Genomic DNA, 24641 nt, shown 5'->3' with positions numbered 1-24641 from the left:
TTATTATCCCAATGCCACGTATTTTTTTGAAAGAGATTCTTTTTGCTCTAAAGCAGTTTTGATTTCAACGGTATCATCAAAAAAATGTTTTACACCCTGTATATCTTGATAATTTTCATGGCCTTTTCCTGCAATAACAACCACATCTCCCGCCTGTGCATGTTGTGTAATATATGCAATCGCATCACGGCGATTATCAATTTTATAGGCCGTATGCGAGGTAAAGTCTAAGCCTTGAATCATGTCGTTAAAAATTTGCTCTAGACTCTCAGTTCTTGGGTTATCTGATGTGAGTACCACAACATCGGCTTGTGACAATGCAATTTTGGTCATGATCGGGCGTTTTGTACGGTCACGGTCTCCACCACAGCCAAACGCTACCCAAAGCTTGCCTGCCACATGTTTTTTAACACTACTTAATGCTTGCTCTAAAGCATCGGGGGTATGGGCATAATCAACAATAAATACTCTATTGCTGTCTGCAATCATTTGCATACGCCCCGGTGCACCCACCAATTCAGGAAGTCGAGAAATCACCTGATTGATATCAAAACCTAGAGCATATACTGTCGCTAAACTGGCCAATAAGTTATCAATATTAAACTGACCAAGCAATGGACTAGACACAGCCTTAACTCCTTGTGGGCTATGTAAATCAAAATTCACACCATGTAAAACAAATTCAACATTCGTCACGTAAAAATCTGCATCACTACGGTTTTCAGCATATGTAATAATTTTAGGCTGTGCAGGATTATTTTTTGCTGCCGTAAGCATCACATCGGCATAAGCATCATCTAGATTTATGACTGCCGCCTTGAGTGTAGAGAACTCAAAAAGTTTTGCTTTTGCTGCAGCATATTGCTCAAAAGTATGATGATAATCTAAGTGATCATGGCTTAAGTTGCTATAAATAGCCACTTCAATGTCACACCCAACCAAACGCCCTTGCTCTAAACCATGCGAGCTGGCCTCTAAAGAGACATACTCAGCACCTTGTTGTTTATATTGTGCTAGATATTTCTGGAGTTGCAAGGCATCAAGCGTGGTATGTGTCGATGGGGTTAAATTCGGCAAAATACCATGCCCTGTTGTCCCCATGATCGCAACTGTATGGCCCACAAACGTTAAAATTTCGGCCACCAACCGTGAAATCGTAGTTTTACCATTGGTACCTGTGACTGCAACCACTTTCGGGGGGGGCATATTTAAACTGTGTTGTAAATATTGTTGTTGCCACTGCCCTATTTTTTGGCGTACATCTGTAATGACCAAGCTACCCACTTGATCAAGTACAGATTCAGAAATCACACCTAAAGCCCCTTGTTGTCTTGCCTTTTGGGCAAATAAAACCGTTTTTTCTGGCTGTGAATAACTGTTGAGTGCAATAAAAATTTGCCCTTCTTTTAACTCACGACTGTCTAAACAAAAGCCTGTAAATGGCTGTGTGAGCCAAACTTGATCACTCGGTACATCACAGAGATCTTTAAAGCAAATCGACATAAAAGCACCTTATTTTTTAAAATTTGTGGGTTGCAATGGTTTATCTAAAGGTACATTTAACAAGCGTAAAGTTTCTTGCATAATGCGTGTAAATACAGGTGCTGCCACAACCCCCCCATAGTAAGCCCCTTGTGGATTTTCAACCACAACAATCATGGCAACACGAGGGTTACTAATCGGTGCAATCCCTGCAAATAAAGCACGGTATTCTGAGGTAGAGTAACTTTTACGGTCTGGGTTCAGTTTATGTGCTGTCCCTGTTTTCCCACCAACACGATACCCTGGGATTTGAGCTTGTGTTGCTGTACCACCGGGCTGTGTCACTTGCTCTAGCATGCCTACAATTTGGTCTGCAATCTTTGGAGACAACACTTGTTCACCCTCAGGTGGCTTATCTAAGCGATACAATGACAGTGGCATTTCTTTACCATGATTGGCCAACATGGCATAGCCTTGAGCCAACTGTAAAACTGTGGCATTTAAGCCATAACCATATGCCATGGTGCCAATTTCAGACACGTTTAAATATTTTTGTGGCAAAATCAAACCACCACTTTCGCCAGGAAAATGGACTGCCGATTTTGAACCAAAACCAAAGCGTTTAAACGTCGTTGGTAAAGTGGTCGGTGGCAAGGACAATGCAATTTTTGCAGCCCCGACATTGGATGACTTAATAATCACCCCTGCCAGTGTTAAAACACCATGGTCATGGGTGTCTCGAATGGTATGTGAACCAATACGCATTGAACCTGGGTGCGTATCTATAATTGACGCAGGTGTATATTTATTACTTTCTAAAGCTGCAGCAATGGTAAATGGCTTCATGGTTGAACCAGGTTCAAACATATCAATCGCACCACGGTTACGCATTGCATCTTTATTAGTTAAATCATTTTTATCATTTGGATTATAAGAAGGCCAACTGGTCATGGCTAAAATTTCACCTGTTTTGACATCTACCGCAATGGCAGTGGCAGAACGTGCATTATTGGCCACCCCTGCTGCAGTCAGCTCTCTATACATTACATACTGAATGCGTGAGTCGATACTTAAAGTAAAGTTTTTACCATTTGTCACAGGTCGAATAATTTCAGGGTCACGCACCCGATTACCAAATTTATCTCGAATGGTGGTTTGTAAGCCCGATGTACCTGCAAGCTCGGTATTGAGCTTCATTTCTAAGCCCTCTACCCCTTTGCTGTCATTATTGGTTAAACCAATAATCTGTGCATTTGGCTGTGGCTGCGGGTAGTAACGCTTATATGATTTTTCGGTATATACCCCTTGAAAGTTGTGTGCCATAATGACATCAGCTTCAGGTGGTGGTACTTCAGTTTTTAAAACCAAATATCTAGACTTCGGATGTGCCTGCATACGTTGCTTTAGATCTGTGGCATCTATACCTACAGCTTCAGCAAGTTCATCTAAGTTAAAGTCTTTATCTGGCAACTTTTGTTTAGCTTTATGTTTTTTACCATCCGCCGAAGGTGCAGTCATTTTTTCATATAGTTTTTTATTGTCATAATAGTCTGCGGTATCCATGACAATTTTCATAATTGGCGAACTAATGGCAAGTGGTACACCATTGCGATCACTAATCACACCACGCATGGGCTCCACCGTTTGGTCTCGCTGAATCACGGCATTGGCTTTATCTTGTAAAAAATCTTTATTAATGATTTGCACATAAAAAGCACGACCAATCAGTAGTAGAAAACAGGCCACGACAATCAGCCAAATAAAATAAAATCGCCCCTGACTCATGAAAGGGACTTTAGGTGTCACCGAAGGTGTGACTTTATTTTGATGCGTTGTTTTTTTATCAGCCATACCACAACCTTATTTTTTCTGCTCTAACGGCGGTAGAGCAATCACCACTGTTTCTGCTGCTGGTGGTGAGAACATACGTAACTGCGTCACTGCACGTGTGCCGATTTGAGACGTAGAGCCAAAGGTCTGTTGCTCAATCAGCAACCGTGTCCATTCGGCATTTAAATCATCTTGCTCTTTTAAGTAACCGGTCATTTGTCGGTAGTCGTGGCGGTATTCAAACACTTCAAATACCACCATAATTGCACTCACGCAAATCAAAAGTGCTAAAAACCCGTACAGCATGGTTTTTTTATAACCTTGGCTGAGTTGAGTCTCTACATTCACGTCTGCAAGATTTTTCTTCATACTTATTCTTCTATATCGTATTTCAACCCTGCCGCCACGCGTAACCATGCACTGCGTGAACGTGGATTCGCTTTAACTTCTTCTGGGCTTGCACAAATACGAGCGATTTTCTTTAAACGGCGAGTATCTTTAGGTACCACAGGTAGCCCCCAGCCATTATCTTCAGGCAAAGTTGACTCTTTTTGTATAAACTGTTTAATCATGCGATCTTCTAACGAATGAAAGCTGATCACTGCAAGTCTTGCCTCAGGCTTGAGCATATTTACCGCTTGGGGTAAAAATGTTTCCACATCTTCTAATTCTTTATTAATTGCAATACGAATGGCCTGAAAAGTACGGGTGGCCGCATGCTTATTTTTTTCCCACTTCGGATGTGCTCGCTTCACCAGTTCAGCAAGCTCGGCCGTGGTTTCTATATCCCCTGCCATTTTAATCGCTTTCGCAATACGACGACTATAACGCTCCTCGCCATATTTATAAATGGTGTTAGCAAGCGTTTCTTCATCAACCTCAAGTAGCCACTGTCTTGCAGTTTGTCCTTTAGAGTTATCCATACGCATATCTAAAGGCCCATTATTCATAAAGCTAAAGCCACGCTCGGCTTGGTCAAGCTGTGGTGAAGACACACCAAGGTCAGCCATAATACCATCGACTTTATAAATACCTTTACGCTGTAATTCAGCTTCTAAGTCTGCAAAACTGGCATGAATAATATGAAAACGTGCATCTTGTTGTGCCAACTCAGCTGCGGTTTGTAATGCTTGTGGGTCTTTGTCAAATGCATACACTTGGCTATGCTCATCTAACTTAGAGAGCAGTAAACGTGTATGTCCACCCCGACCAAATGTTGCATCCACATATATTCCTGTTTGACGATTCGCCAAAAGTGCATCTATTGTTTCGTTAAGCAGTACAGAAATATGTGACATAAAGTGGCATCAGAAAAAATGAATGATAGATTTTACTATTATCACCATGATCTTTGGCGCTGCCAAACAACTTTTTGTAGGAAAATATTAATTTTTAATATTTATTTCCATTTTTTTCATCTTTTTGTTCAAAAATGGCACATCAATGGCAAAATAGTCCGAAAATAATATAAAAAAACCATCACCTTGAATTAAAAAGTGACTTTAATTCATGATTACAACATACTTAAATCAATAAAATAAGATACAATATCTGTATAAAATCACTACATATAATATCACAAAGCATCTTCGTACATGTTTTTGTCGATTGCTGGAGCATTGAACATGTCTTTTGTACGTCCTGTCATCCTTACTCTTTCTTGTTTTGGCATGTGTGTGAATATTGCACAAGCCACAAACACTGCTGGCCAAGCAGAAGTAGATCATGGACTACAATCCCGTGTTTTGTTCATTCATCAAGACCTACTCAATCGACCACAGTTGAAAATTTCAGAACATGCCTTAGAAAAGCAAAAAGAAAATTTAAACAGCCAAGTATCAGATCATGACGATCTAGTCATGCTCAACACCATTCATGCTGCACCGACGCAAAACTTCTTTGCAGCACAACAGCAACGCTTTTCTCGTTTTTTACAAAACTTACTTGCACTGTGTAATTCATAAGCATATCGCAAGCAAGACAACTCACCCTATCGTCACAGTTATTTTTCGTTATAATGCATGTTAACTAAAAAAGCTTTAGACATGATTATGACCACTGTTCGTACACGTATTGCTCCTTCTCCAACAGGTTTTCCACATGTTGGTACAGCATATATTGCATTATTTAATTTATGTTTTGCCAAACAACATGGCGGTGAATTTATTCTTCGTATAGAAGATACAGACCAACAACGCTCAACCCCTGAATCTGAAAAAATGATTTTAGATTCAATGCGTTGGTTAGGTCTAACATGGAGCGAAGGTCCAGATGTTGGTGGCCCACATGCACCTTACCGTCAGTCTGAACGTATGGATATCTACAAGCAATATGCTTTAGAACTTGTAGAAAAAGGCCATGCATTTTATTGCTTTGCAACAGCAGCAGAGTTAGATGAAATGCGTGCAGCACAGCAAGCACGTGGTGAAACACCAAAATACGACGGTCGTGGTTTAAAGTTAAGCGATGCGGAAGTGCAACAACGTCTTGCCGCAGGTGAACCACACGTTATACGTATGAAAGTGCCTGAAGAAGGCATCTGTAAATTTAACGATTTACTGCGTGGTGAAGTTGAAATCCCTTGGGCACAAGTAGACATGCAAATTTTGCTAAAAACTGATGGCCTACCTACCTACCACTTAGCCAATGTGGTCGATGACCATTTAATGCAAATCACCCACGTATTACGTGGTGAAGAATGGCTACCATCTGCACCAAAGCACCAACTCCTGTACCAATATTTTGGTTGGGAGATGCCAACACTGTGCCACATGCCACTGCTTCGTAACCCAGATAAATCAAAACTCTCTAAACGTAAAAACCCAACGTCAATTAACTACTACAAAGACATTGGTGTACTGCCTGAAGCACTATTAAACTACTTAGGTCGTATGGGTTGGTCTATGCCAGACGAGCGTGAAGTATTTACCCTACAAGAGATGATGGATCATTTTGATGTAAAACGTGTGTCTTTAGGTGGCCCTGTGTTTGATGTAGACAAACTCAATTGGCTCAATGGGCAATGGATCAAGTCTTTAACCCCTGTACAGCTATTAGAACGTTTACTGGCTTGGCAAAATAACCCTGCCAAGTTGCAAGAGATCGCTCAAGCCATTCAACCACGTATTAACTTACTCTCTGAAGCCGTGAACTGGTCTAGTTTATACTTCAACCATATGCCAAGCTTAAATGCAGATATGTTTGTACATAAAAAACTCACACCTGAGCAAGTACGCCAAAGCCTGCAATTTGCAATTTGGCGTTTAGAAAAAACCTTTACATGGAATAATGACACAGTCAGTCAAATTCTCATGGACTTGGCTAACCAAATGGGCATTAAACTACGTGACTTCATGCCAACATTCTTTATTGCCATTGCCGGTTCAACCAGTGCCACGCCAATTATGCAAGCAATGGTCACCATTGGACCTGACTTAACCTATGCTCGCTTACGCAACGCACTAGAAACTGTAGGCTCACCAAGTAAAAAAGAGCTAAAAGTGTGGGAAAAACTCAATGAATCACTACAATTGCCGAAAAATAATGCAATTGATTCATAATGCTATATTTTTCACTTGACGTAACAGCAACTTCACCCTAATATAGCGCTCACACAGCAACTGGGGTCATAGCTCAGTTGGTAGAGCGCTACAATGGCATTGTAGAGGTCAGCAGTTCGATCCTGCTTGACTCCACCAAATCGCTTGTTCGTGTATATATGTCCCTATCGTCTAGAGGCCTAGGACATCGCCCTTTCACGGCGGTAACCGGGGTTCGAATCCCCGTAGGGACGCCAAGTTTACTCTCTCAAATACTCACCGTAGCGATGCACAAATTATAATTAAAAATGGTGCAAGTATACTCAAAATAAACCCACTGAAAATTGCAATTTGCACATCACTCGCAGTACAGTTCTTTTTTACAAATGGTAATGTTGAATCCATTGCAGTTGCACCACACACACCTAAAGCACTTAAAGAAAAACGACGACCAAATAAGTAAATAAAAATAATCGAAAATATTTCTCTAAATAAATCTGTAAGTAATGCAAAGCCCCCCAATTGATTACTTTGAGTCAACTCTGCAACCAATGAACCAGACAAACTAAACCAGCCCAATCCACCACCAAGCATCATAAGTGTTAAAGTGTCTTGCGAATAAAAAAAACTTAAAAACCATGCAACAACAGGCCAAACCAATAAAGCCATAAAAGGTACATAGAGGTGCTGTTTTGTTATTCTTTCAATTTTTACAGTTGAAAGCTCTGCCCCAATCATAAAAATGACTAAATATAACAAGTGCCCCGAAACATTCACTGAACGAATATCGTTGGGCAGTAAAAAATATAAAATTCCACCAATCACAACCATTAAAACAGCCAAACAACAGGCTTTTATTGGTGCAACAATATCTTTAAATGATGCTGTTGAGTCATCAGATGCATGCTTATCAAAAGACTGAAATGGTATAAGCACCACAAATGTAACCACAGATAATAGCCCTGCATATAACATAGCAGAGCCGACAAGACTTAAACCTGTTTTAGGATTAGCTAAAACCTCCCCAAACTGCATACCCACAGAAACCAATAACAACCAAATAAAATAACCAATGCTTTTAGAAAAATATTGATGTATACGTGTATTTATAGTTTTCCCAATCAGCCAACCCAGTAATAATGCACACGTAATCGGCCAAACGGCATTAAGAAGTAAAATCAACATAAATAAAAAGCCACGTTCATAGAAAATATATTTTGTAATCCGACATATAATTATAGCATTGCCAAGATTGAGATATAATTCTTATACAAAATCAATGCTGTAAAACGGTAGCTTTATCGGCTCAAATCTATAAAGTCACATATAATCAAATCACACTCTAGATAATGTCTTTAAGAAAAAATGAAAGTTATTTTTATTCATGGTATTAATCAACAAAACTTAGATGCGCATCGTTTTAAAAAGCATTGGCAAGAGGTGTTTTCACTCGGCCTAGATAAAAATAACCTTAAACTAGATAACGCTCAAATAACCCTCGAATTTCCATTCTACGGTGACATTTTAACCGAGTATAATTTTAAAAATGCGATTAATTTAGACACAATGAAACCACATTGGCATTTCCTAGATAAACTTAGACACTTACAGCCACAGAAGACCAGTACGCCTACACTGCCCATACTCCCGCACTACCAATACAATACCAAAATGACTTTACGAGAAAAATTTTTCCAATTTTCTCAAATTACAAAAGACCGTGCATTAAAGGAAATGGTAATTTTACTCAACCATTTTCCAGATTTACATGAATCACTGGTTGAAAAATTTATTGCTGAAGCGTACTTATATTGGTATCAGGCAACCTTTAAACAGGCAATTCACCAACGAATTAAATCATGCTTTGAACCAGATAAAAAACATATTGTAGTTGCTCACTCTCTTGGTACTGTAGTTGCTTATAACTTACTACATGAACTGTCTGGCGACTATCATATCGAGCGATTCATTACCTTAGCATCGCCCCTGCCTTTTAATGTGGTACAAAAACATATTGAACAACCTATGTCTCGACCTCATGGCTTACAAGGTGACTGGTATAACTTTTATTCTAAAGATGACTACTTAACCACCTTTCCAATGTCTGCTCCTTTATTTGACTTTGAACCAAATATTCATAACAAGCTGATTACAACTTTTGTAGATAAACCCCATGAAATTATTGGTTATCTACAACACCCCAGTGTAATTCGTTGCATTTTTGACCAAAATTTAATATTAGCCACCAGTTGACACATTTTTTAAGCAACCAAACCAAATTAGTACTAAAAAGGTTTGACAGCTTGAGCAAACACCAATAATATATGCCCACCTTCTGATGTGTCCCTATCGTCTAGAGGCCTAGGACATCGCCCTTTCACGGCGGTAACCGGGGTTCGAATCCCCGTAGGGACGCCAAATTATTGAATTTCATCAGACAGATACTCTAAATGTCCCTATCGTCTAGAGGCCTAGGACATCGCCCTTTCACGGCGGTAACCGGGGTTCGAATCCCCGTAGGGACGCCAAATTCTAAAAAGCCACAACAAATAATGTTGTGGCTTTTTTTATGCCTATTTATTATTTTTGGCAATAAAAAAGGCACGGCGAACCGTACCTTCTACATTTAACCGAATAGATTAAAAATCAAATGAGGTTTGAACAAAAATCGTTCTTGGTTGACCCTCAAACTTACCACCGTTTGCATCAGATGAGCGGGTGAAATAGTTTTGATCAAATATATTTTTAACCCCTACAGCCGCTTTTAAGCCTTTCACCTGTTGACTAAAGTCATAAGCAACGCGCATAGACATGGTGTGATACCCTGCAATATTGCCATACATACCTGCAGCATCCTCAATCACCAGATCATTTTTATTTGGTGCAACTTGTTTGGATTGAGCAAAGAAGTCTGTGTTTACCGTCCATTGCTCATATTTATAGCCAAAACCTAAATTTGCCACCCATCTAGAGTAAAATGAAATATCTTTACCCTTTCTAACACCCGCAGCTGCCGTTGCATGCGTATAAGTTAAGTTTCCATGTGCAGACAAACCATCAAGTTGCTCTGAAAGCTGACCAAAGTCATAGCTTGTACCAAACTCAAAACCAACGTGCTTGGTTGCACCTAAGTTTGTCCAACCTTCTGTACCTGCAACATTATAGCGTAGTAACTCTTGATCAAAGTCAATATAAAATGCGGTCAACTCAGCAGTAACACCTTGCCCTAAGTAGTGTGTACCTATTTCATAGTTTTTGGCTTTCTCAGGGCTTAAACCTGCTGTTTGTGATACTGCTTTACCTGCATCATCAATTTTAGCCATTTGACTATACTGCTGTGGCCCAAAAGACACACCATAGTTGGCAAAAATATTCCATTGCTCATTGGCTTTATATGAAATAGACAAGTTCGGTAAAACTTCATTTGAATTGACATGCGTCGCAACTGAATTTTTTACGCTATTATTGGCATTCAGCTTATAGTAATTTTCTCTACTTTTAATCGACTCAAAACGTACACCAGGAGTAATTGACCAATCATTCCACTGTGTTTTGTGGTCTAAATACACCGCATGTGCTGTCGTGTCTCCGTCTGCAGCACTATAACCATCTACAGATAGCGGCGTTGCCCCACTCTTATACCATGCACTACGGCCAATATACTCTTGACTATCTTCATGTAAATAACGGTAACCAACAGATACTTCATTACTGGTATTTCCCCATGCATATGCATGTGAGAAACGAGGCTCAAATGCTGTCACTTTATAACTACGTGGTGCATTTCTAAGCTGTGTTTTGTTTTTATCGGTGTCGTTAATTTTTTCCATTACCGCATTACGGTAAGTGTCTGTGTGATAAGCCAATAACTCAAACTGGTTTACATCATCACTATAGGTATATTTCAATGAACCATCGGTGCGATGACCTGAGAAAAAGTCATAAGGTCGTGTCGACTGATTTGGGTCTAGGCTGTATTGCTGTACAGTTAACCCACCTGGCATACCTGCTTTTGCATCATAACGATGTACGTTAAATTCAATATTATTGTGCGGATTAATACGGTATGCCGTTTTAAGTACCACATCATTAATATTGTTATGGTCATTTCTTTCTCTATAGCCGTCACCCTGCGTACCAGAGTACAACAATGCCAAACCTAAACCATTTTCAAATGTGGTGCCTAAGAACACGTTAGGACTCATTTTTACATGGCCATTTTTGGCAATTTCATTGGTTAATGCCACATTACCTTGAAATTTTTCGGGAATGGCACGGGTATTAAAGTTAATAATCCCACCCACATTTTGTGGCCCAAAACGTACCGAACCTGCACCACGAATCACATCAATCGACTCAATGTTCCCTAAACTTGTGGGTGCAAGTGATAGCTGTGGCTGACCATACGGTGCAAAAGCCAATGGTACACCATCAATTAACACGGTTGAACGTGGTGAAAAACGTGAGCTTAAACCACGCACCCCAAAACTTAATGATAAGTCACTGCCTGCTGTACCCGCATTGTCTTGTACCTGTACCCCAGGTATTTGCTTTAATGTATCTTTAATGGTGGTTGATGCCATATCATCCATGCGTTGGCGATCAATAATCGTTCTCGCCCCTGCATGGTCAAGTACTTTTTTTGCCGTCACATCATCTAACCAGTTACCTTGTGCTTGTACAGCAATGGTATCTAGCGTGACATCATTCGATGTGGCATAGCTAAACGATGACCCCAAGCCTACACAGGCAACCGATAATGCAATTTTTGTTAAACGTGTTGTAGTGAAATACATATTTTTTGTCTTTCTTTACATTAAATTACATAAATAATAACAAATGAATTATATTAAACAATAATTATTCTCAAATAATTATATGACATATTGTTTTTTAGTCGTTTATTTAGAGTACAAAGACATCAAATCATTTATATTTTTTACTTTTCTATACAGACTGCTAAAATAAAGCCACTGTGTTTTTTTCGGAATATATATGCAATACCGTTGCCCTAAATGCCAAAGTGCGAAACTCATGCCTGTTGCTCAAGGTAATGGTGTTCGACCTGATGTACCTAAAAGCCTCATCACTCTCATTTTTTCGATCTTTTTGCTGCTATTATTGGTCATTTCTAGTATTGTGATGTGGATTTTTAGCAATGGCGCAGGCACTAACTTACAAGTTGCCACGGTGATTGTATTTGTAATTACTGTGGGTTCTGGCTTCATGTTTTGGCGTGATTTACCTAAATTTAAAGCATCTATGCAAACCTTCATGCAGTCACAAAAAATGTGGAAGTGCCGTGAATGTCAGCACCAATGGCAAAACTAACCGCCTCATTTCATATAGAGCGTGTTCGATCAACTCGTTGACGCTCTGCCTTTTATATATAAAACAACAATTTTCGCTGAGATAATACTATTCAAACAGCGACTTTTATTTATAATAATGATTCTCAATTCTATTTACAGCACAAATTTACTTCGTCAGGACTCCCCCATGAAAAAATTACTCCTTGTTGCAGCATTGACTGCTTCTGCAACCGTATCTGCACATCAGCCTTATGTTTCAACATTGGTTGGACAAACTGAAAACTCACGTACACCAATTATTGCAGGTTATGCAGAAGAAGCACTGAGTAGCGAAGCAGCACTAAAAAAAGCCGTTTTTTCTGTGGTTGACCCAGAGTCTCAAGTCAGCCAAGTCACTCCTGAAACACAGCTTAAATCAGCCACAGTATTTGACTTAAGCCTACCTAAAGAAGGGACATATAAAGTCAACTCAACCATTTCATACAACCTAAAATACGCATTCCAAGACAAAGCATGGCAGATGTTTTTAGATATGCCTACAGACAAAGCCCCTGCCAAAGCAAGCCGTCATTACTTGATTCCAAGTGACTTCAAAAAAACACCTGAAACGGTTGATGTGACACGTGAATGGACTATTCAAAGTTATATCAGTAAAAAGCATACCTCAGCGATTAAAGACGTTGAGCTCGCACCAATTGATTTAACATTTAGCATTCATCCAAATGAAATTAAAGCCAATCAAGATGTGGTTGTATACGCTCATAATCACAGCAAAAATGAACACTTAGGTGAAATTGAAGTGTCTGTTCGTAAACTGGGTGAGTCGGATGAACAAGCCAAACTATTTAGTGCCAATAAAGAGGGTGAAACGACCATTCGTTTTGCAACAGCAGGACAATACCTTGTGGTCGCAACACCAAAATTTAACCCTCAAGTGAAACCAACCACACAGTACTTCACCATTGTTAGCTTGCATGTAAATCATTAAGTCTTAACACAATAAAAAACCAGCGTTTTACGCTGGTTTTTTATTTATGGAAGAATTAACCACCAATTTTTTTATACTTCGCACGTTTTGGTCGTGCTTCATCACCCAGCTTTTTCTTACGATAAGCTTCGTATTCAGTATAGTTACCATCGAAGAATTCAGGGCCTTCATCTTCAAATGCTAAGATATGCGTTGCAATACGGTCTAAGAACCAACGGTCATGCGAGACCACCATCACCGTACCAGGGAAGACCAAAATTGCATCTTCTAACGCACGTAAGGTTTCTACGTCAAGGTCGTTTGATGGTTCATCGAGTAAGATGACATTAGCACCTTGCTGCAAGATTTTAGCCAGTTGTAAACGGTTACGTTCACCACCAGAGAGTTCACCGACACGTTTTTGTTGATCTGAGCCTTTAAAGTTAAAACGACCAATATATGCACGAGATGCAATTTCATAGTCGCCCACTCTTAAAATATCTAGGCCACCAGATACTTCTTCCCACACTGTTTTATTGTCATCTAAAGTATCACGAATCTGACCGACATAAGCAACTTTCACCGACTCACCGACGGTCACGCTACCTGTCGTTGGCTCTTGCTCGCCTGTCATCATACGAAATAGTGTGGTTTTACCTGCACCATTTGGCCCAACAATACCTACAATAGACACAGGTGGTACAGAAAAGCTTAGGTTTTCATACAGTAAACGATCACCGAATGATTTACTGATGTTTTCCACTTCAACCACTTTATTACCTAAACGTGGGCCAGGTGGAATATAAATTTCAGAGGTTTCATTACGCTCTTGGAATTCTTTTGAGTTCAGCTCTTCAAAGCGTTCCATACGGGCTTTGTTTTTCTTTTGCTGACCTTTTGCATTAGAACGCACCCACTCAAGCTCTTTTTTCAATGCTTTAGCAAATGATTCTTCTTGCTTGTTTTCTTGCTCTAAACGGGCATTTTTCTGCTCTAACCATGTTGTATAGTTTCCTTGGTAAGGAATACCATGCCCACGGTCAAGTTCCAAAATCCACTCAGCCACGTTATCTAAGAAATAACGGTCATGGGTAATGGCAACAATTGTACCTGCAAAGTCTTTTAAGAAACGCTCTAACCAAGATACAGATTCTGCATCTAAATGGTTGGTTGGTTCGTCAAGTAACAGCATGTCTGGTTTAGACAACAACAAACGGCACAGTGCCACACGGCGACGCTCACCACCAGAGAGTTTATTTACATCTGCATCCCATGCAGGTAAACGCAATGCATCTGCTGCTTGTTCCATTTGGTTTGCTAAGTTGTGTGCATCCCATGCATGAATCACAGCTTCGAGTTTTTCTTGCTCTTTTGCAAGGGCATCAAAGTCTGCATCTTCTGCTGCATATTCTGCAAACACTTCATCTAAGCGTGCAAGTGCATCAAGTGGTTCTCTTAAACCATCTTCAACATTACCACGTACATCTTTATTTGGGTCAAGTGGTGGCTCTTGCTCTAGATAACCAATTTTAATGCCAGGCTGTGCACGTGCTTCACCCGAAAAGTCTTTATCTACACCCGCCATAATACGAAGTAGCGTAGATTTACCCGCACCATTTAGACCTAGAACACCAATTTTAGCACCCGGGAAAAATGAAAGTGAGATGTCTTTTAAGATTTCACGCTTTGGTGGAACCATTTTAGACACTCGATTCATTGTATAAATATATTGGGCCACAAAGACTCCTCAATGAAAATAGTGATCATAATATTGCTTTAAATACTGCCCCTATTATACCGCAAAGCCATCAAAATATAAGGGACGATTGTTTCTAATCATGTACATCTCGGTAAGTTTCAAGGCAAAGTGGCTGTTAGCATTCCTCTAAATTGCTTGTTTGTTGGTCTGCCAGTAATACAAGTACTTTTTGTCATTATTTTAATGCAATATTTTGCTATGATTTAACTTCAGTGAAAGACGTTGTTTTCAACTAAACAGAACAGCCTACTACCACTCCTTTTTCAGATAGACAGACTCAAGCTAGGTAACATCTCGTGAAGAAAAAATTAGAGCACCTTTTTCAGAGCCAAGTTCAAGGTAAAGTGGCACTTATTACAGGTGCATCTAGCGGTATAGGTCTCACTATTGCAAAGCGATTGGCTCGTGCAGGGGCTCATGTATTGTTGCTTTCTCGCACCGAAGAAGATTTACTTAAAGTGAAGGCTGAAATTGAACATGATGGTGGACAAGCCTCTGTTTATCCGTGTGACCTTAACGACATGAATGCCATAGATGCCTGCACCACACAGATTTTAGCTGACGTTGAATATATTGATATTTTAATTAACAATGCAGGGCGTTCTATTCGCCGTGCTGTTGAAGAGTCTTTAGACAGATTTCACGACTTTGAACGCACCATGCAACTCAACTACTTTGGTGCAGTGCGTTTGGTGTTGAATTTACTACCACACATGATTAAACGTAAACATGGGCATATTATTAATATCAGCTCAATTGGTGTATTGGCCAATGCCACACGTTTTTCTGCTTATGTGGCTTCAAAAGCCGCCCTTGATGCATTTAGTCGTTGTTTAGCGGCAGAGGTTCATCGGCATAAAATTGCCATTACCTCTGTGTATATGCCTCTTGTTCGCACGCCTATGATTGCACCGACCAAAATCTACAATTACGTGCCAACACTCTCTACCGACCAAGCTGCCGACTTAATTGCCGAAGCGATTGTAAAGCGTCCTAAAAGTGTAGCAACGCACTTAGGGCGTTTGGCTTCCATTAGCTATGCCATTGCACCCAGTGTAAATAACACCCTGATGTCTATTGGATTTCATCTATTTCCAAGCTCAAGTGCATCTCGTGGCGAAAAAGAAATGCTCAATCTGATTCAGCGAGCGTATGCAAAACTTTTTCCGGGCGAGCACTGGTAAAAAGATACAAAAAACCAGCAATATTGCTGGTTTTTTATTGGATTAAAAACAACTCTTACTTGTTGTTTTTAATCCCCGCTTGTAATAACAGTGCACCTAAACCACCAATTTTTTGCTCTTGTGGTTTGTCTTGCTTAGGGCGTTGTTTGTTTTGAGGTGTCGCATTTGCACGTGGTGTACGTTTAGTAGATGCTTTATTTGCAGGCACATCGCTTGGCTTTTCACGGCGTGTGTTTGCACGTTGTTGCTTCGCTTCCGCTTGTGAGCCTTCCGGACGCATACTCAAATTGACACGCTTACGCTCTACATCTACATGAATCACACGTACTTTAACAATTTGTCCCGGCTTGACAATTTTTTGTGGGTCAGCAACAAATTCATTTGCCAACTCAGAAATATGTACTAAGCCATCTTGATGTACACCGACATCAACAAATGCACCAAAGTTCGTCACATTTGTCACGACACCTTCAAGCTCAAGGCCTTCAGTTAAGTGTTTTACTTCAGTAATATCATCACGGAACTTCACAGTACGAAACTCAGGACGTGGATCTCGGCCTGGTTTTTCAAGCTCAGCCAATACATCTTTAACCGTGATTTCACCCACTTGGTCATCAACAAACTGTTCAACATTCACATTGCGAATAATTTCAGTTTTACCCATTAAGTCTTGTACAGATACACTTTGTGCTTGAGCAATACGTTCAACCAATGCATAGCTCTCAGGATGTACCGCTGAAGCATCAAGGGCATGCTCACCTGCATGAATACGTAAAAAGCCTGCTGCTTGCTCAAACGTACGCTCACCCAAACGAGGCACATTTTTCAGCGTTTGACGATTTGCAAACTGACCGTGTGCTTTACGGTATTCTACAATTTGTTGTGCAATGGCTTTATTTAAACCTGCAATATGTGCCAAAATCGCAGGCGATGCCGTATTTACATCAACACCCACAGCATTCACACAGTCTTCAATTACTGCATCTAAGGCAGTCGCAAGACCTGTTTGGTTGACATCATGTTGGTACTGACCCACACCAATTGACTTTGGATCAATTTTAACCAATTCAGCCAATGGGTCTTGTAAGCGGCGTGCAATAGATACCGCACCACGAATAGACACATCTAAATCAGGCAATTCTTGGCTTGCAAGTTCACTGGCAGAATACACAGATGCACCTGCTTCACTGACCGTCACACGCGTTAAATTTAAATCTGTATTTTCAGCCATCATTTCTGCAATGACACTTTCTGTTTCACGGCTTGCTGTTCCATTACCAATCGCAACAAGTTCTACAGCAAACTCACGGCATAAACGTGCCAATTCTTGCTTCGCACCTGCTTTATCTTCTTTTGGTGCAAATGGATACACTGTACTGTGTGCAACCACATCGCCCGATGCATTCACTACAGCCAACTTCACGCCTGTACGTACACCAGGGTCTACCCCTAAAGTGCAACGACTACCTGCAGGTGCAGACAACAATAAGTGGCGTAAGTTTTCAGAGAAGACATCCACCGCTTCAGCTTCTGCAGCCAAACGCTTTTCTGTCAATAAACTGTGTTCAATTTGCGGGCGAATTTTAGCAGCCCAAAACAATTTTGCTGTATCTTGTAAAAAGCTTTGCTTTGCAGCAGGTTGTAGCTGATCTAAAGCATACGCCTGTGAAATGGTTGCTAATGGTGCTTCATTTTCACCATCTACTTTTAAACCCAATACGTTTTCTTGACGACCACGTAACATGGCCAATAAACGGTGCGATGGTACTTTATTTAGCGTTTCTGAAAACTCAAAATAATCTCTAAATTTCTTGCCAACTTCTTTCTTTTCATCTGAAGCCACTGTACTTTTTAACACAGCCGTTTTAGCAAAAATTTGTTTTAGCTCAACCGTGAGTGCAATGTTTTGTGCCCACTCATCAATCACAATATGCTGAATGGCATCAAGCTGACTTTCTAGGTCGGCATAATCTGCATGGCTAAAGCCTGCCAAAGCCTCTTTCGGGTCAATTTCTTGGGTTAAAATTTGTGTGGCAATCGGGCCTAAACCAGCCTCTTTTGCTTTAAACGACTTACTGCTACGTTTTGGACGATATGGCGCATAAATTTCTTCTAATGCATTTTTAGTCGCCACTGCATTCACACGTGCCAGTAAATCATCATTCAGTTTGCCTTGCTCAGTCAACGATTGAATGACTTTTTCACGACGCTCGTTTAAATCACGTAAATAGCTCAAACGGGTATCAAGCTGACGCAACTGCACATCATCAAGCCCCTGTGTAACCTCTTTACGGTAACGTGCAATAAATGGCACGCTTGCACCTTCATCAATTAAACGAATTGCAGCTTCTACTTGGTTCGGACGTGCGGCAATCTCACTTGCCAACTGCTGAACGAGGTCAGTCATCGTATGGAATCCTACTTAAGGAACATAAACTAAAGGCCAAGATTATAAAGGCCATGCTTGTAAAATCTACAGTTAGAGCAATAAAATTTGTGTTTTATCGCAATAATTTGAGTTAAACAGGCTTTTGATCGTATCAATAGATGTATTTTACACCACAAAAACCGTGGTTCATCTGGTTTTAAAGCAGAATTAAAGCACTAAACCCCGATCTACATTGTCTATTTTTATACAATTCACTGCATTAATACATAGCCATAGCTAGGGTTATCGCATTATACTCAAAACATCTCACATGAAATAAACATATAAAAAGGGAGCACTGTATGAGTTTAGTGGTACCTGCTGAACACACCGAAAACAGCACACACGAAACGGACCGTGTTGAACGGATTTTAGTTGTTGATGACGATGTACGACTACGCACACTGCTACAACGCTTTTTAGAAGATAAAGGCTTTGTGGTCAAAACAGCACATGATGCAACACAAATGGATCGCCTACTACAACGTGAATTATTCTCACTAATCGTACTCGACTTTATGTTGCCTGTTGAAGATGGTTTAAGTATTTGTCGTCGTTTACGTCAGTCTAATTTAGACACACCGATTATTATGCTCACGGCACGTGGTAGCGATGCAGACCGCATAGCAGGGCTAGATGCAGGAGCAGATGATTACTTACCAAAACCATTTAACCCAAATGAGCTTCTTGCACGTATTCGTGCCATTTTACGCCGTCAAGTCCGTGAAGTCCCTGGTGCACCAAGCCAGCAAATGGAAGTGATTAGTTTTGGTTCTTGGTCACTTGACTTATCTACCCGTACACTGACACGTGAAGGCCAAGTGGTAACACTCACCACAGGTGAATTTGCAGTACTTAAAGCGTTGGTACAGCACCCTCGTGAACCACTGACACGTGACAAACTTATGAACCTCGCTCGTGGCCGTGAATGGGGTGCAATGGAACGCTCAATTGACGTACAAGTCTCTCGTTTACGCCGTTTGATTGAAGATAACCCTGCACGTGCACGTTACATTCAAACTGTATGGGGTATTGGTTATGTATTTGTACCCGATGGTTCTGAATAACACCTCATATGAATAGTCCTGCACCACAACCATCAGACCACCCACAGCAACAGGAGCGTACGTCTTTCGACCGCTTCTTAGACCGTATTAAGCCTAAATCTGCGGCTGTTCGCACCACAGTCTTGGTCACGGTAGTGGTCTGTTTTAGTTTATTTACCTCTATTTTGTTTTTTTGGCGGACACTCTATTTACCTGAAATTCAACAACATGCACGTTATCTTGCCATTCAGTTAGATGTCATTCACAACCCCAATTTTCATATTTCTTATAAAAATCAAAACATTGATACAGATGAGTGGTTAAAGCACCGATTAGGGGTTGAATATATTACCGACCCTACACAATACCCCGATGTACAAAGAAAATGGATTGCAGATATCTTTACCAGTCGCATTGAAAACCGACTGGCCCAAGAGATACAAGTTAAACGTGATGATGTCACGGTGTACTTCAAATTTAAACCATCGCCGACCATTTGGGTACAAACGCCAGACATGCATGGTAACTGGTTAAAAGAACCTCTCAACACCTATGCCAATTACAGTATAGAGCTGATAATTGCTTGGCTTGTCGGTATACCTTTGTTTTCTGCCATGATTATTTTAACCTTGGTCAGACAGCTCAACCGCCCCTTAAAACGGCTACAAAATGCCGCACGTGCCTATAGCCAAACAGGACGCGCGCCCTACTTAGAAATCAATCATGGCCCGCTTGAAATTCGACAAGTGAATCAAGCCTTTAATCATATGGTATTAACCCTAGAACAAGCTGAAAAAGACCGAAAAATCATGCTTGCAGGGATTTCACATGACCTAAGAACACCGCTTACTCGTATTCGACTCACCGCAGAAATGCTACCCGATGAGTTTTTACGAGAAGGTCTAGTCTATGATGTCGATGACATGGATGCCATTTTAAGCCAATTTATTTCATACATGAGAGATGGCTCAGATGAAGATATTTCTGAAACCAATATCAATAGCCTACTACAAGAGCTGATTATACAATTTCAACCCTTAGATATTCGCTTTGAACCACAACACCTACCCAACATTATGGCCAGAAGCCTGTCACTCAAAAGACTGGTCGGGAACCTCATTAACAATGCCAAACGCTATGGTGCAGAGCCCATAGACATTCATGCATCCATTCAAGCAAACCAACTGCATATTTGTGTGTCTGATCATGGCGAAGGTGTACCTGAGGAACAGATCCATGAGTTATTGCAACCCTTTGTTCGTGGTAATGCTGCACGTACCATACAAGGCAGTGGTTTAGGGCTGGCGATTGTGAAACGTATTGTCGATTTACACCAAGGCAAAATTAAGTTAAAAAATAAAACAACAGGTGGCTTTGAAGTCACTATTATTTTACCTGTGACCATGCCAGAGCATGATTAAGCAATCGCCCTATTAGACTTAGCACAAAAGATCGCTTGCATCACGTAGGATAAAATAACCACATGCACCATTATTTATAACAGTACCGAGATCACTTACCATGCCATACCCACGTATTCGATTCGCACAACTTCAAGACAAAGTTATTTCCGCTGAACAAGCAGCCATGTGTGTAAAAGATCAGATGGTGGTCGGCATGAGTGGCTTTACCCGCGCAGGTGAGGCCAAAGCCATTCCATTGGCATTGGTTGCTCGTGCGACAAAAGAACCTTTAAAAATCACACTGGTTACAGGTGCAAGTTTAGGTAACGATCTCGACAAAAAGCTGACTGAAGGTGGCGTATTGGCAAGACGCATGCCCTTTCAAGTCGACAGCACCTTACGTAAAGCCATCAACCAAGGTGAGGTCATGTTTATAGACCAACACCTGTCTGAAACAGTCGAGCAAATGCGAAACCTGACGCTCAAAAAACCAGACATTGCCATTATTGAAGCCGTGGCCATTACAGAAGATGGCCTGATCATACCGACGACATCTGTAGGGAACTCAGCCAGTTTTATTGAATTTGCAGATCAAATCTTAATTGAAATCAATACCAGTGTCAGTACTGCTCTTGAAGGGTTACATGACATTTATACCCCAACACACAGACCCAACCGTGAGCCCATTCCGCTCACGCAAGTCAAAGACCGCATAGGTACACGAGGCATTCCCTTTGATGCCAATAAAGTGATTGGTATTGTATTTAATGATACCCCTGACTCCGCGTCAAACATTACCGACCCTGACCTAGACACTCAAGCGATTGCCGACCACCTCATTCATTTTTTTGAAGATGAAGTGAAACAAGGTCGCCTTCCTGCGAACTTAGGCCCAATTCAAGCAGGTATTGGCTCTATTGCCAATGCAGTCCTTTCAGGCTTTAAAACATCACCCTTTAATGATTTAGTCATGTACTCAGAAGTACTACAAGATTCAGCATTTGAGCTGATTGATGCGGGAAAAATGTCTTTTGCATCGGCATCTTCTGTTACATTATCAAAAGCTTGCGGGCAACGTGTTTTTGAAAATATAGAACACTACAAAGATAAATTTATGCTCCGCCCACAAGAAATCTCTAACCATCCTGAGGTGATTCGTAGACTCGGTATTATTAGTATCAATACTGCATTAGAGTTTGATATTTACGGCAATGTCAATTCAACACACGTAAGTGGCAGTAAAATGATGAATGGCATTGGGGGATCTGGTGACTTTGCTCGAAATGCACACCTTGCCATTTTCGTGACCAAATCGATTGCCAAAAACGGTCTGATTTCATCGGTTGTGCCTATGGTCAGTCACGTAGACCATACTGAACATGACACCGATATTTTAGTCACAGAACAAGGTCTTGCCGACTTACGTGGGCTTGCACCAAGAGAGCGAGCAATACAAGTGATTGAGCACTGTGTTCACCCTGACTATAAAGAGGCTATTTTAGACTACTTTAACCGAGCATGTGCCAAAGGTGGCCACACCCCTCACCTGCTACAAGAAGCCATTGCATGGCATACCAACTTTGAAAGCTATGGCACAATGAAACCTTAATACTGTAATGACAGCGATGGGCCTAATGCATCGCTGTCTCACATATTTCACCATGAGTGATTCACTATGTTTATTATTCGGCCGACTGAAGATAAAGACTTAGACCCTATTTTGGAATTGTGGGAGAGCTGTGGCATTACTCGACCATGGAACCACCCCGAAACAGATTTTTTCAGAAAAATGGCTCAAAAAGACAATCTATTTTTAGTGGCTGAAAAAGACAACACCGTGATTGGTTCAATTATGGGGGGCTACGATGGTCATCGGGGCTGGATTCATTACTTGGCTGTACACCCAAACCATCAACGGATTGGCATTGCCACAGCACTGATGCAAAATATAGAAAGACGTTTAATTGCAGTCGGTTGCCCTAAAGTACAACTCATGGTTCGAGCAGATAATACATCTGTCATCGATTTTTACGAGCAACTCGACTTTGAAAAAATTGAAAGCGTCAGCCTTGGCAAACGCCTAATCAAAGATTAATACTAACTCAAAAACTTCGTTGCAGTTTCTATAATCAGTTGTAGATTCAAAGCCACCAACAAAACAGTGGCCAAGACGCCAGTCATCATGGTGAGTTTTGAGTTTACAAACTCACCCATCCATTTTTTCTGAGATGTCATCCAAATTAAAGGAATCATCGACACAGGAAGAGCAATACTTAAAAAAACCTGAGAATAGATCAGTAGCCCTTCCACCACATCTTCACGATCACCCCAAAAATAAATCGCCACTAAAATAGGTAATGTTGCCAAACCGCGCGTAATAAAACGGCGTAACCATGCAGGTACTTTTAACGCGACAAAGCCTTCCATGACAATTTGACCTGTGAGTGTACCTGTAATGGTCGAGTTTTGCCCTGAAGCTAACAATGCCACTGCAAACAAGGTTGCCAATAAGCCACTGGCAATACTTCCTACAACATGAGGGTTTTCTAAAGCATGATATAACTGAGAAAAACGTCCAAATTGTTCCGGGTCATGACCAAAAAACAAGGCCGCCCCCAACACCAACAATAAGCAATTAATGATAAAAGAAAAGCTCAGTTGTAAATTAGAATCAAAAATTGAAAATCTAATCGCGTCTTTCATGCCTTGGACAGAGCGTTCATATTTTCTAGACTGCACCAACGATGAATGCAAGTATAGATTATGTGGCATAACCGTTGCACCAACAATGCCAAGGGCAATGAGAAGTGCTGAATCTTGGCCTGAAAGGTGTGCCGTAAAAATTTCTTTTTGCGGTACAAAACCACGAACAACATCTCCCCAATGTGGTGATGCCAACATGACTTCATACGCAAAAATAAAAAATACCGTTAAAATGAGGGTAAATACAAACGCTTCTATTTTTCGAATGCCGAGTGACAAGAAAAATAGCAGTAGAAAAACATCTAGCAAGGTAATTAAAACCCCGAGCATGAGTGGCAAACCAAACAATAAGTTCAGCGCAATCGCTGTACCAATCACCTCTGCAATATCAGTCGCCATAATTGCAAGTTCGGCAACAATCCAAAGTACAACAGACCACTTCTTACCCGCCAAAACACGTGTTGCTTGAGCAAGATCCATACCTGTGACAATGCCCAATTTACTACACATGGCCTGCAAGAGCATAGCAATGAGGCTTGACAGTAAAATCACACTTAATAGTAAATAGCCATATAATGCCCCACCTTGAATTGAAGTGATCCAATTACCAGGGTCCATATACCCTACAGCAACCAGTGCTCCAGGGCCTGAAAAAGCAAACAACTTGCGTAAAAAGGACGCATTTTTCGGTATTGGCACCGTATTGTTCACTTCTTGTAGACTAATATCGGTTTTATATTTCATAGATAAGCCAAATGCCTTGCGGATACAATCAAGTATATGAAAATGATTATCATTTAATCAAGCACAAAAGTAAAATTAATCACATGATCACTTTGAATTTAAATTATAAAATAAAATGATTTGATTCCTTGCCACTATAGACGAATGAAAACTTCAGAGTCATGTCATATGTGAGCTATAACAACACACTTTAAGCCAATAATATATGTATATTTTATATTGTTTTTAACAGAAATTTTATGAT

Annotated in this window: 19 protein-coding genes and 4 tRNA genes; 14 read left to right on the top strand and 9 right to left on the bottom strand. The window is 40.6% G+C overall.

Going from position 1 to position 24641, the window contains the following annotated elements:
• Positions 1-3: 3 nt before the first annotated feature.
• The 4 genes from I2F31_RS10870 to rsmH form a co-directional block, all read right to left on the bottom strand.
• Positions 4-1503 (bottom strand): UDP-N-acetylmuramoyl-L-alanyl-D-glutamate--2,6-diaminopimelate ligase, encoded by a 1500-nt coding sequence (locus I2F31_RS10870; protein WP_195773895.1) that lies wholly within the window; start codon positions 1501-1503, stop codon positions 4-6.
• Between the two features lie 9 nt (positions 1504-1512).
• Positions 1513-3333: a penicillin-binding protein PBP3 gene (gene ftsI, locus I2F31_RS10865; protein ID WP_195773894.1), complete on the bottom strand. Its 1821-nt coding sequence runs from the start codon at positions 3331-3333 to the stop codon at positions 1513-1515.
• A 9-nt stretch (positions 3334-3342) separates the two neighbouring features.
• Positions 3343-3618: a cell division protein FtsL gene (gene ftsL / locus I2F31_RS10860; RefSeq protein WP_407647883.1), complete on the bottom strand. Its 276-nt coding sequence runs from the start codon at positions 3616-3618 to the stop codon at positions 3343-3345.
• Positions 3619-3683: 65 nt separating this feature from the next.
• Entirely contained in the window at positions 3684-4610 is a 927-nt protein-coding gene (gene rsmH, locus I2F31_RS10855) for a 16S rRNA (cytosine(1402)-N(4))-methyltransferase RsmH (protein WP_195769511.1), read from the bottom strand.
• 327 nt (positions 4611-4937) lie between these two features.
• On the opposite strand from rsmH, the gene I2F31_RS10850 reads away from it, so the two are divergent.
• The 4 genes from I2F31_RS10850 (at position 4938) to I2F31_RS10835 (ending at position 7108) form a co-directional block, all read left to right on the top strand.
• Positions 4938-5276 (top strand): hypothetical protein, encoded by a 339-nt coding sequence (locus I2F31_RS10850; protein WP_195769510.1) that lies wholly within the window; start codon positions 4938-4940, stop codon positions 5274-5276.
• 87 nt (positions 5277-5363) lie between these two features.
• Complete coding sequence (gene gltX, locus I2F31_RS10845; protein WP_195769509.1) at positions 5364-6872, top strand: glutamate--tRNA ligase; 1509 nt, start codon at positions 5364-5366, stop codon at positions 6870-6872.
• A 62-nt stretch (positions 6873-6934) separates the two neighbouring features.
• A tRNA-Ala gene (locus I2F31_RS10840) sits at positions 6935-7010 on the top strand.
• A 22-nt stretch (positions 7011-7032) separates the two neighbouring features.
• Positions 7033-7108: transfer RNA gene (locus I2F31_RS10835), tRNA-Glu, on the top strand.
• Between the two features lie 19 nt (positions 7109-7127).
• On the opposite strand, the gene I2F31_RS10830 is transcribed toward I2F31_RS10835, so the two are convergent.
• Positions 7128-8036: a lysine exporter LysO family protein gene (locus I2F31_RS10830; RefSeq protein ID WP_195769508.1), complete on the bottom strand. Its 909-nt coding sequence runs from the start codon at positions 8034-8036 to the stop codon at positions 7128-7130.
• Positions 8037-8216: 180 nt separating this feature from the next.
• Here I2F31_RS10830 and I2F31_RS10825 point away from each other — a divergent pair, with 180 nt between their 5' ends.
• The 3 genes from I2F31_RS10825 (at position 8217) to I2F31_RS10815 (ending at position 9379) form a co-directional block, all read left to right on the top strand.
• A complete protein-coding gene (locus I2F31_RS10825; RefSeq protein WP_195769507.1) occupies positions 8217-9104 on the top strand; it encodes a lipase family protein in 888 nt (295 codons plus the stop codon).
• 89 nt (positions 9105-9193) lie between these two features.
• Positions 9194-9269 (top strand) — tRNA-Glu (locus I2F31_RS10820).
• 34 nt (positions 9270-9303) lie between these two features.
• Positions 9304-9379, top strand: a tRNA-Glu gene (locus tag I2F31_RS10815).
• Positions 9380-9490: 111 nt separating this feature from the next.
• Here I2F31_RS10815 and I2F31_RS10810 read toward each other — a convergent pair.
• Positions 9491-11647 (bottom strand): TonB-dependent receptor family protein, encoded by a 2157-nt coding sequence (locus I2F31_RS10810; protein WP_195773893.1) that lies wholly within the window; start codon positions 11645-11647, stop codon positions 9491-9493.
• Positions 11648-11846: 199 nt separating this feature from the next.
• Between I2F31_RS10810 and I2F31_RS10805 the strand changes: the two genes are divergently transcribed.
• Together I2F31_RS10805 and I2F31_RS10800 are read left to right on the top strand one after the other, a co-directional pair.
• Positions 11847-12182 carry a hypothetical protein gene (locus I2F31_RS10805; RefSeq protein WP_195769505.1) on the top strand — a complete coding sequence of 112 codons (336 nt, stop codon included), beginning with the start codon at positions 11847-11849 and terminating at the stop codon, positions 12180-12182.
• A 168-nt stretch (positions 12183-12350) separates the two neighbouring features.
• Positions 12351-13151: a DUF4198 domain-containing protein gene (locus I2F31_RS10800; protein ID WP_195769504.1), complete on the top strand. Its 801-nt coding sequence runs from the start codon at positions 12351-12353 to the stop codon at positions 13149-13151.
• A gap of 55 nt (positions 13152-13206) precedes the next feature.
• On the opposite strand, the gene ettA is transcribed toward I2F31_RS10800, so the two are convergent.
• Positions 13207-14868, bottom strand: coding sequence for an energy-dependent translational throttle protein EttA (gene ettA, locus I2F31_RS10795; RefSeq protein WP_195769503.1), 1662 nt, complete (start codon positions 14866-14868; stop codon positions 13207-13209).
• A gap of 317 nt (positions 14869-15185) precedes the next feature.
• Here ettA and I2F31_RS10790 point away from each other — a divergent pair, with 317 nt between their 5' ends.
• Positions 15186-16073: an SDR family NAD(P)-dependent oxidoreductase gene (locus tag I2F31_RS10790; RefSeq protein ID WP_195769502.1), complete on the top strand. Its 888-nt coding sequence runs from the start codon at positions 15186-15188 to the stop codon at positions 16071-16073.
• 55 nt (positions 16074-16128) lie between these two features.
• Here the strand turns inward: I2F31_RS10790 and I2F31_RS10785 are convergent, their stop codons facing one another.
• Positions 16129-18480, bottom strand: a complete 2352-nt coding sequence (locus I2F31_RS10785) for a Tex family protein (protein WP_195773892.1) — start codon at positions 18478-18480, stop codon at positions 16129-16131.
• 323 nt (positions 18481-18803) lie between these two features.
• On the opposite strand from I2F31_RS10785, the gene ompR reads away from it, so the two are divergent.
• From ompR to I2F31_RS10765, 4 genes are all read left to right on the top strand, one after another.
• Positions 18804-19568: an osmolarity response regulator transcription factor OmpR gene (ompR, locus tag I2F31_RS10780; RefSeq protein WP_195769500.1), complete on the top strand. Its 765-nt coding sequence runs from the start codon at positions 18804-18806 to the stop codon at positions 19566-19568.
• A gap of 8 nt (positions 19569-19576) precedes the next feature.
• Complete coding sequence (locus I2F31_RS10775) at positions 19577-20968, top strand: ATP-binding protein (protein WP_195769499.1); 1392 nt, start codon at positions 19577-19579, stop codon at positions 20966-20968.
• 100 nt (positions 20969-21068) lie between these two features.
• Positions 21069-22559, top strand: a complete 1491-nt coding sequence (locus tag I2F31_RS10770; protein WP_195769498.1) for an acetyl-CoA hydrolase/transferase family protein — start codon at positions 21069-21071, stop codon at positions 22557-22559.
• Positions 22560-22625: 66 nt separating this feature from the next.
• Positions 22626-23045, top strand: a complete 420-nt coding sequence (locus I2F31_RS10765; protein WP_195769497.1) for a GNAT family acetyltransferase — start codon at positions 22626-22628, stop codon at positions 23043-23045.
• A gap of 2 nt (positions 23046-23047) precedes the next feature.
• Here the strand turns inward: I2F31_RS10765 and I2F31_RS10760 are convergent, their stop codons facing one another.
• Positions 23048-24397: an Nramp family divalent metal transporter gene (locus I2F31_RS10760; protein ID WP_195769496.1), complete on the bottom strand. Its 1350-nt coding sequence runs from the start codon at positions 24395-24397 to the stop codon at positions 23048-23050.
• Between the last annotated feature and the right edge of the window lie 244 nt (positions 24398-24641).

This window comes from Acinetobacter rathckeae, assembly GCF_015627125.1.
GTDB classification, from domain to species: Bacteria; Pseudomonadota; Gammaproteobacteria; order Pseudomonadales; family Moraxellaceae; genus Acinetobacter; species Acinetobacter rathckeae.
The sequence above is the reverse complement of the archived record's forward strand: the minus strand, read 5'-3'. Positions and strand labels throughout refer to the sequence as shown.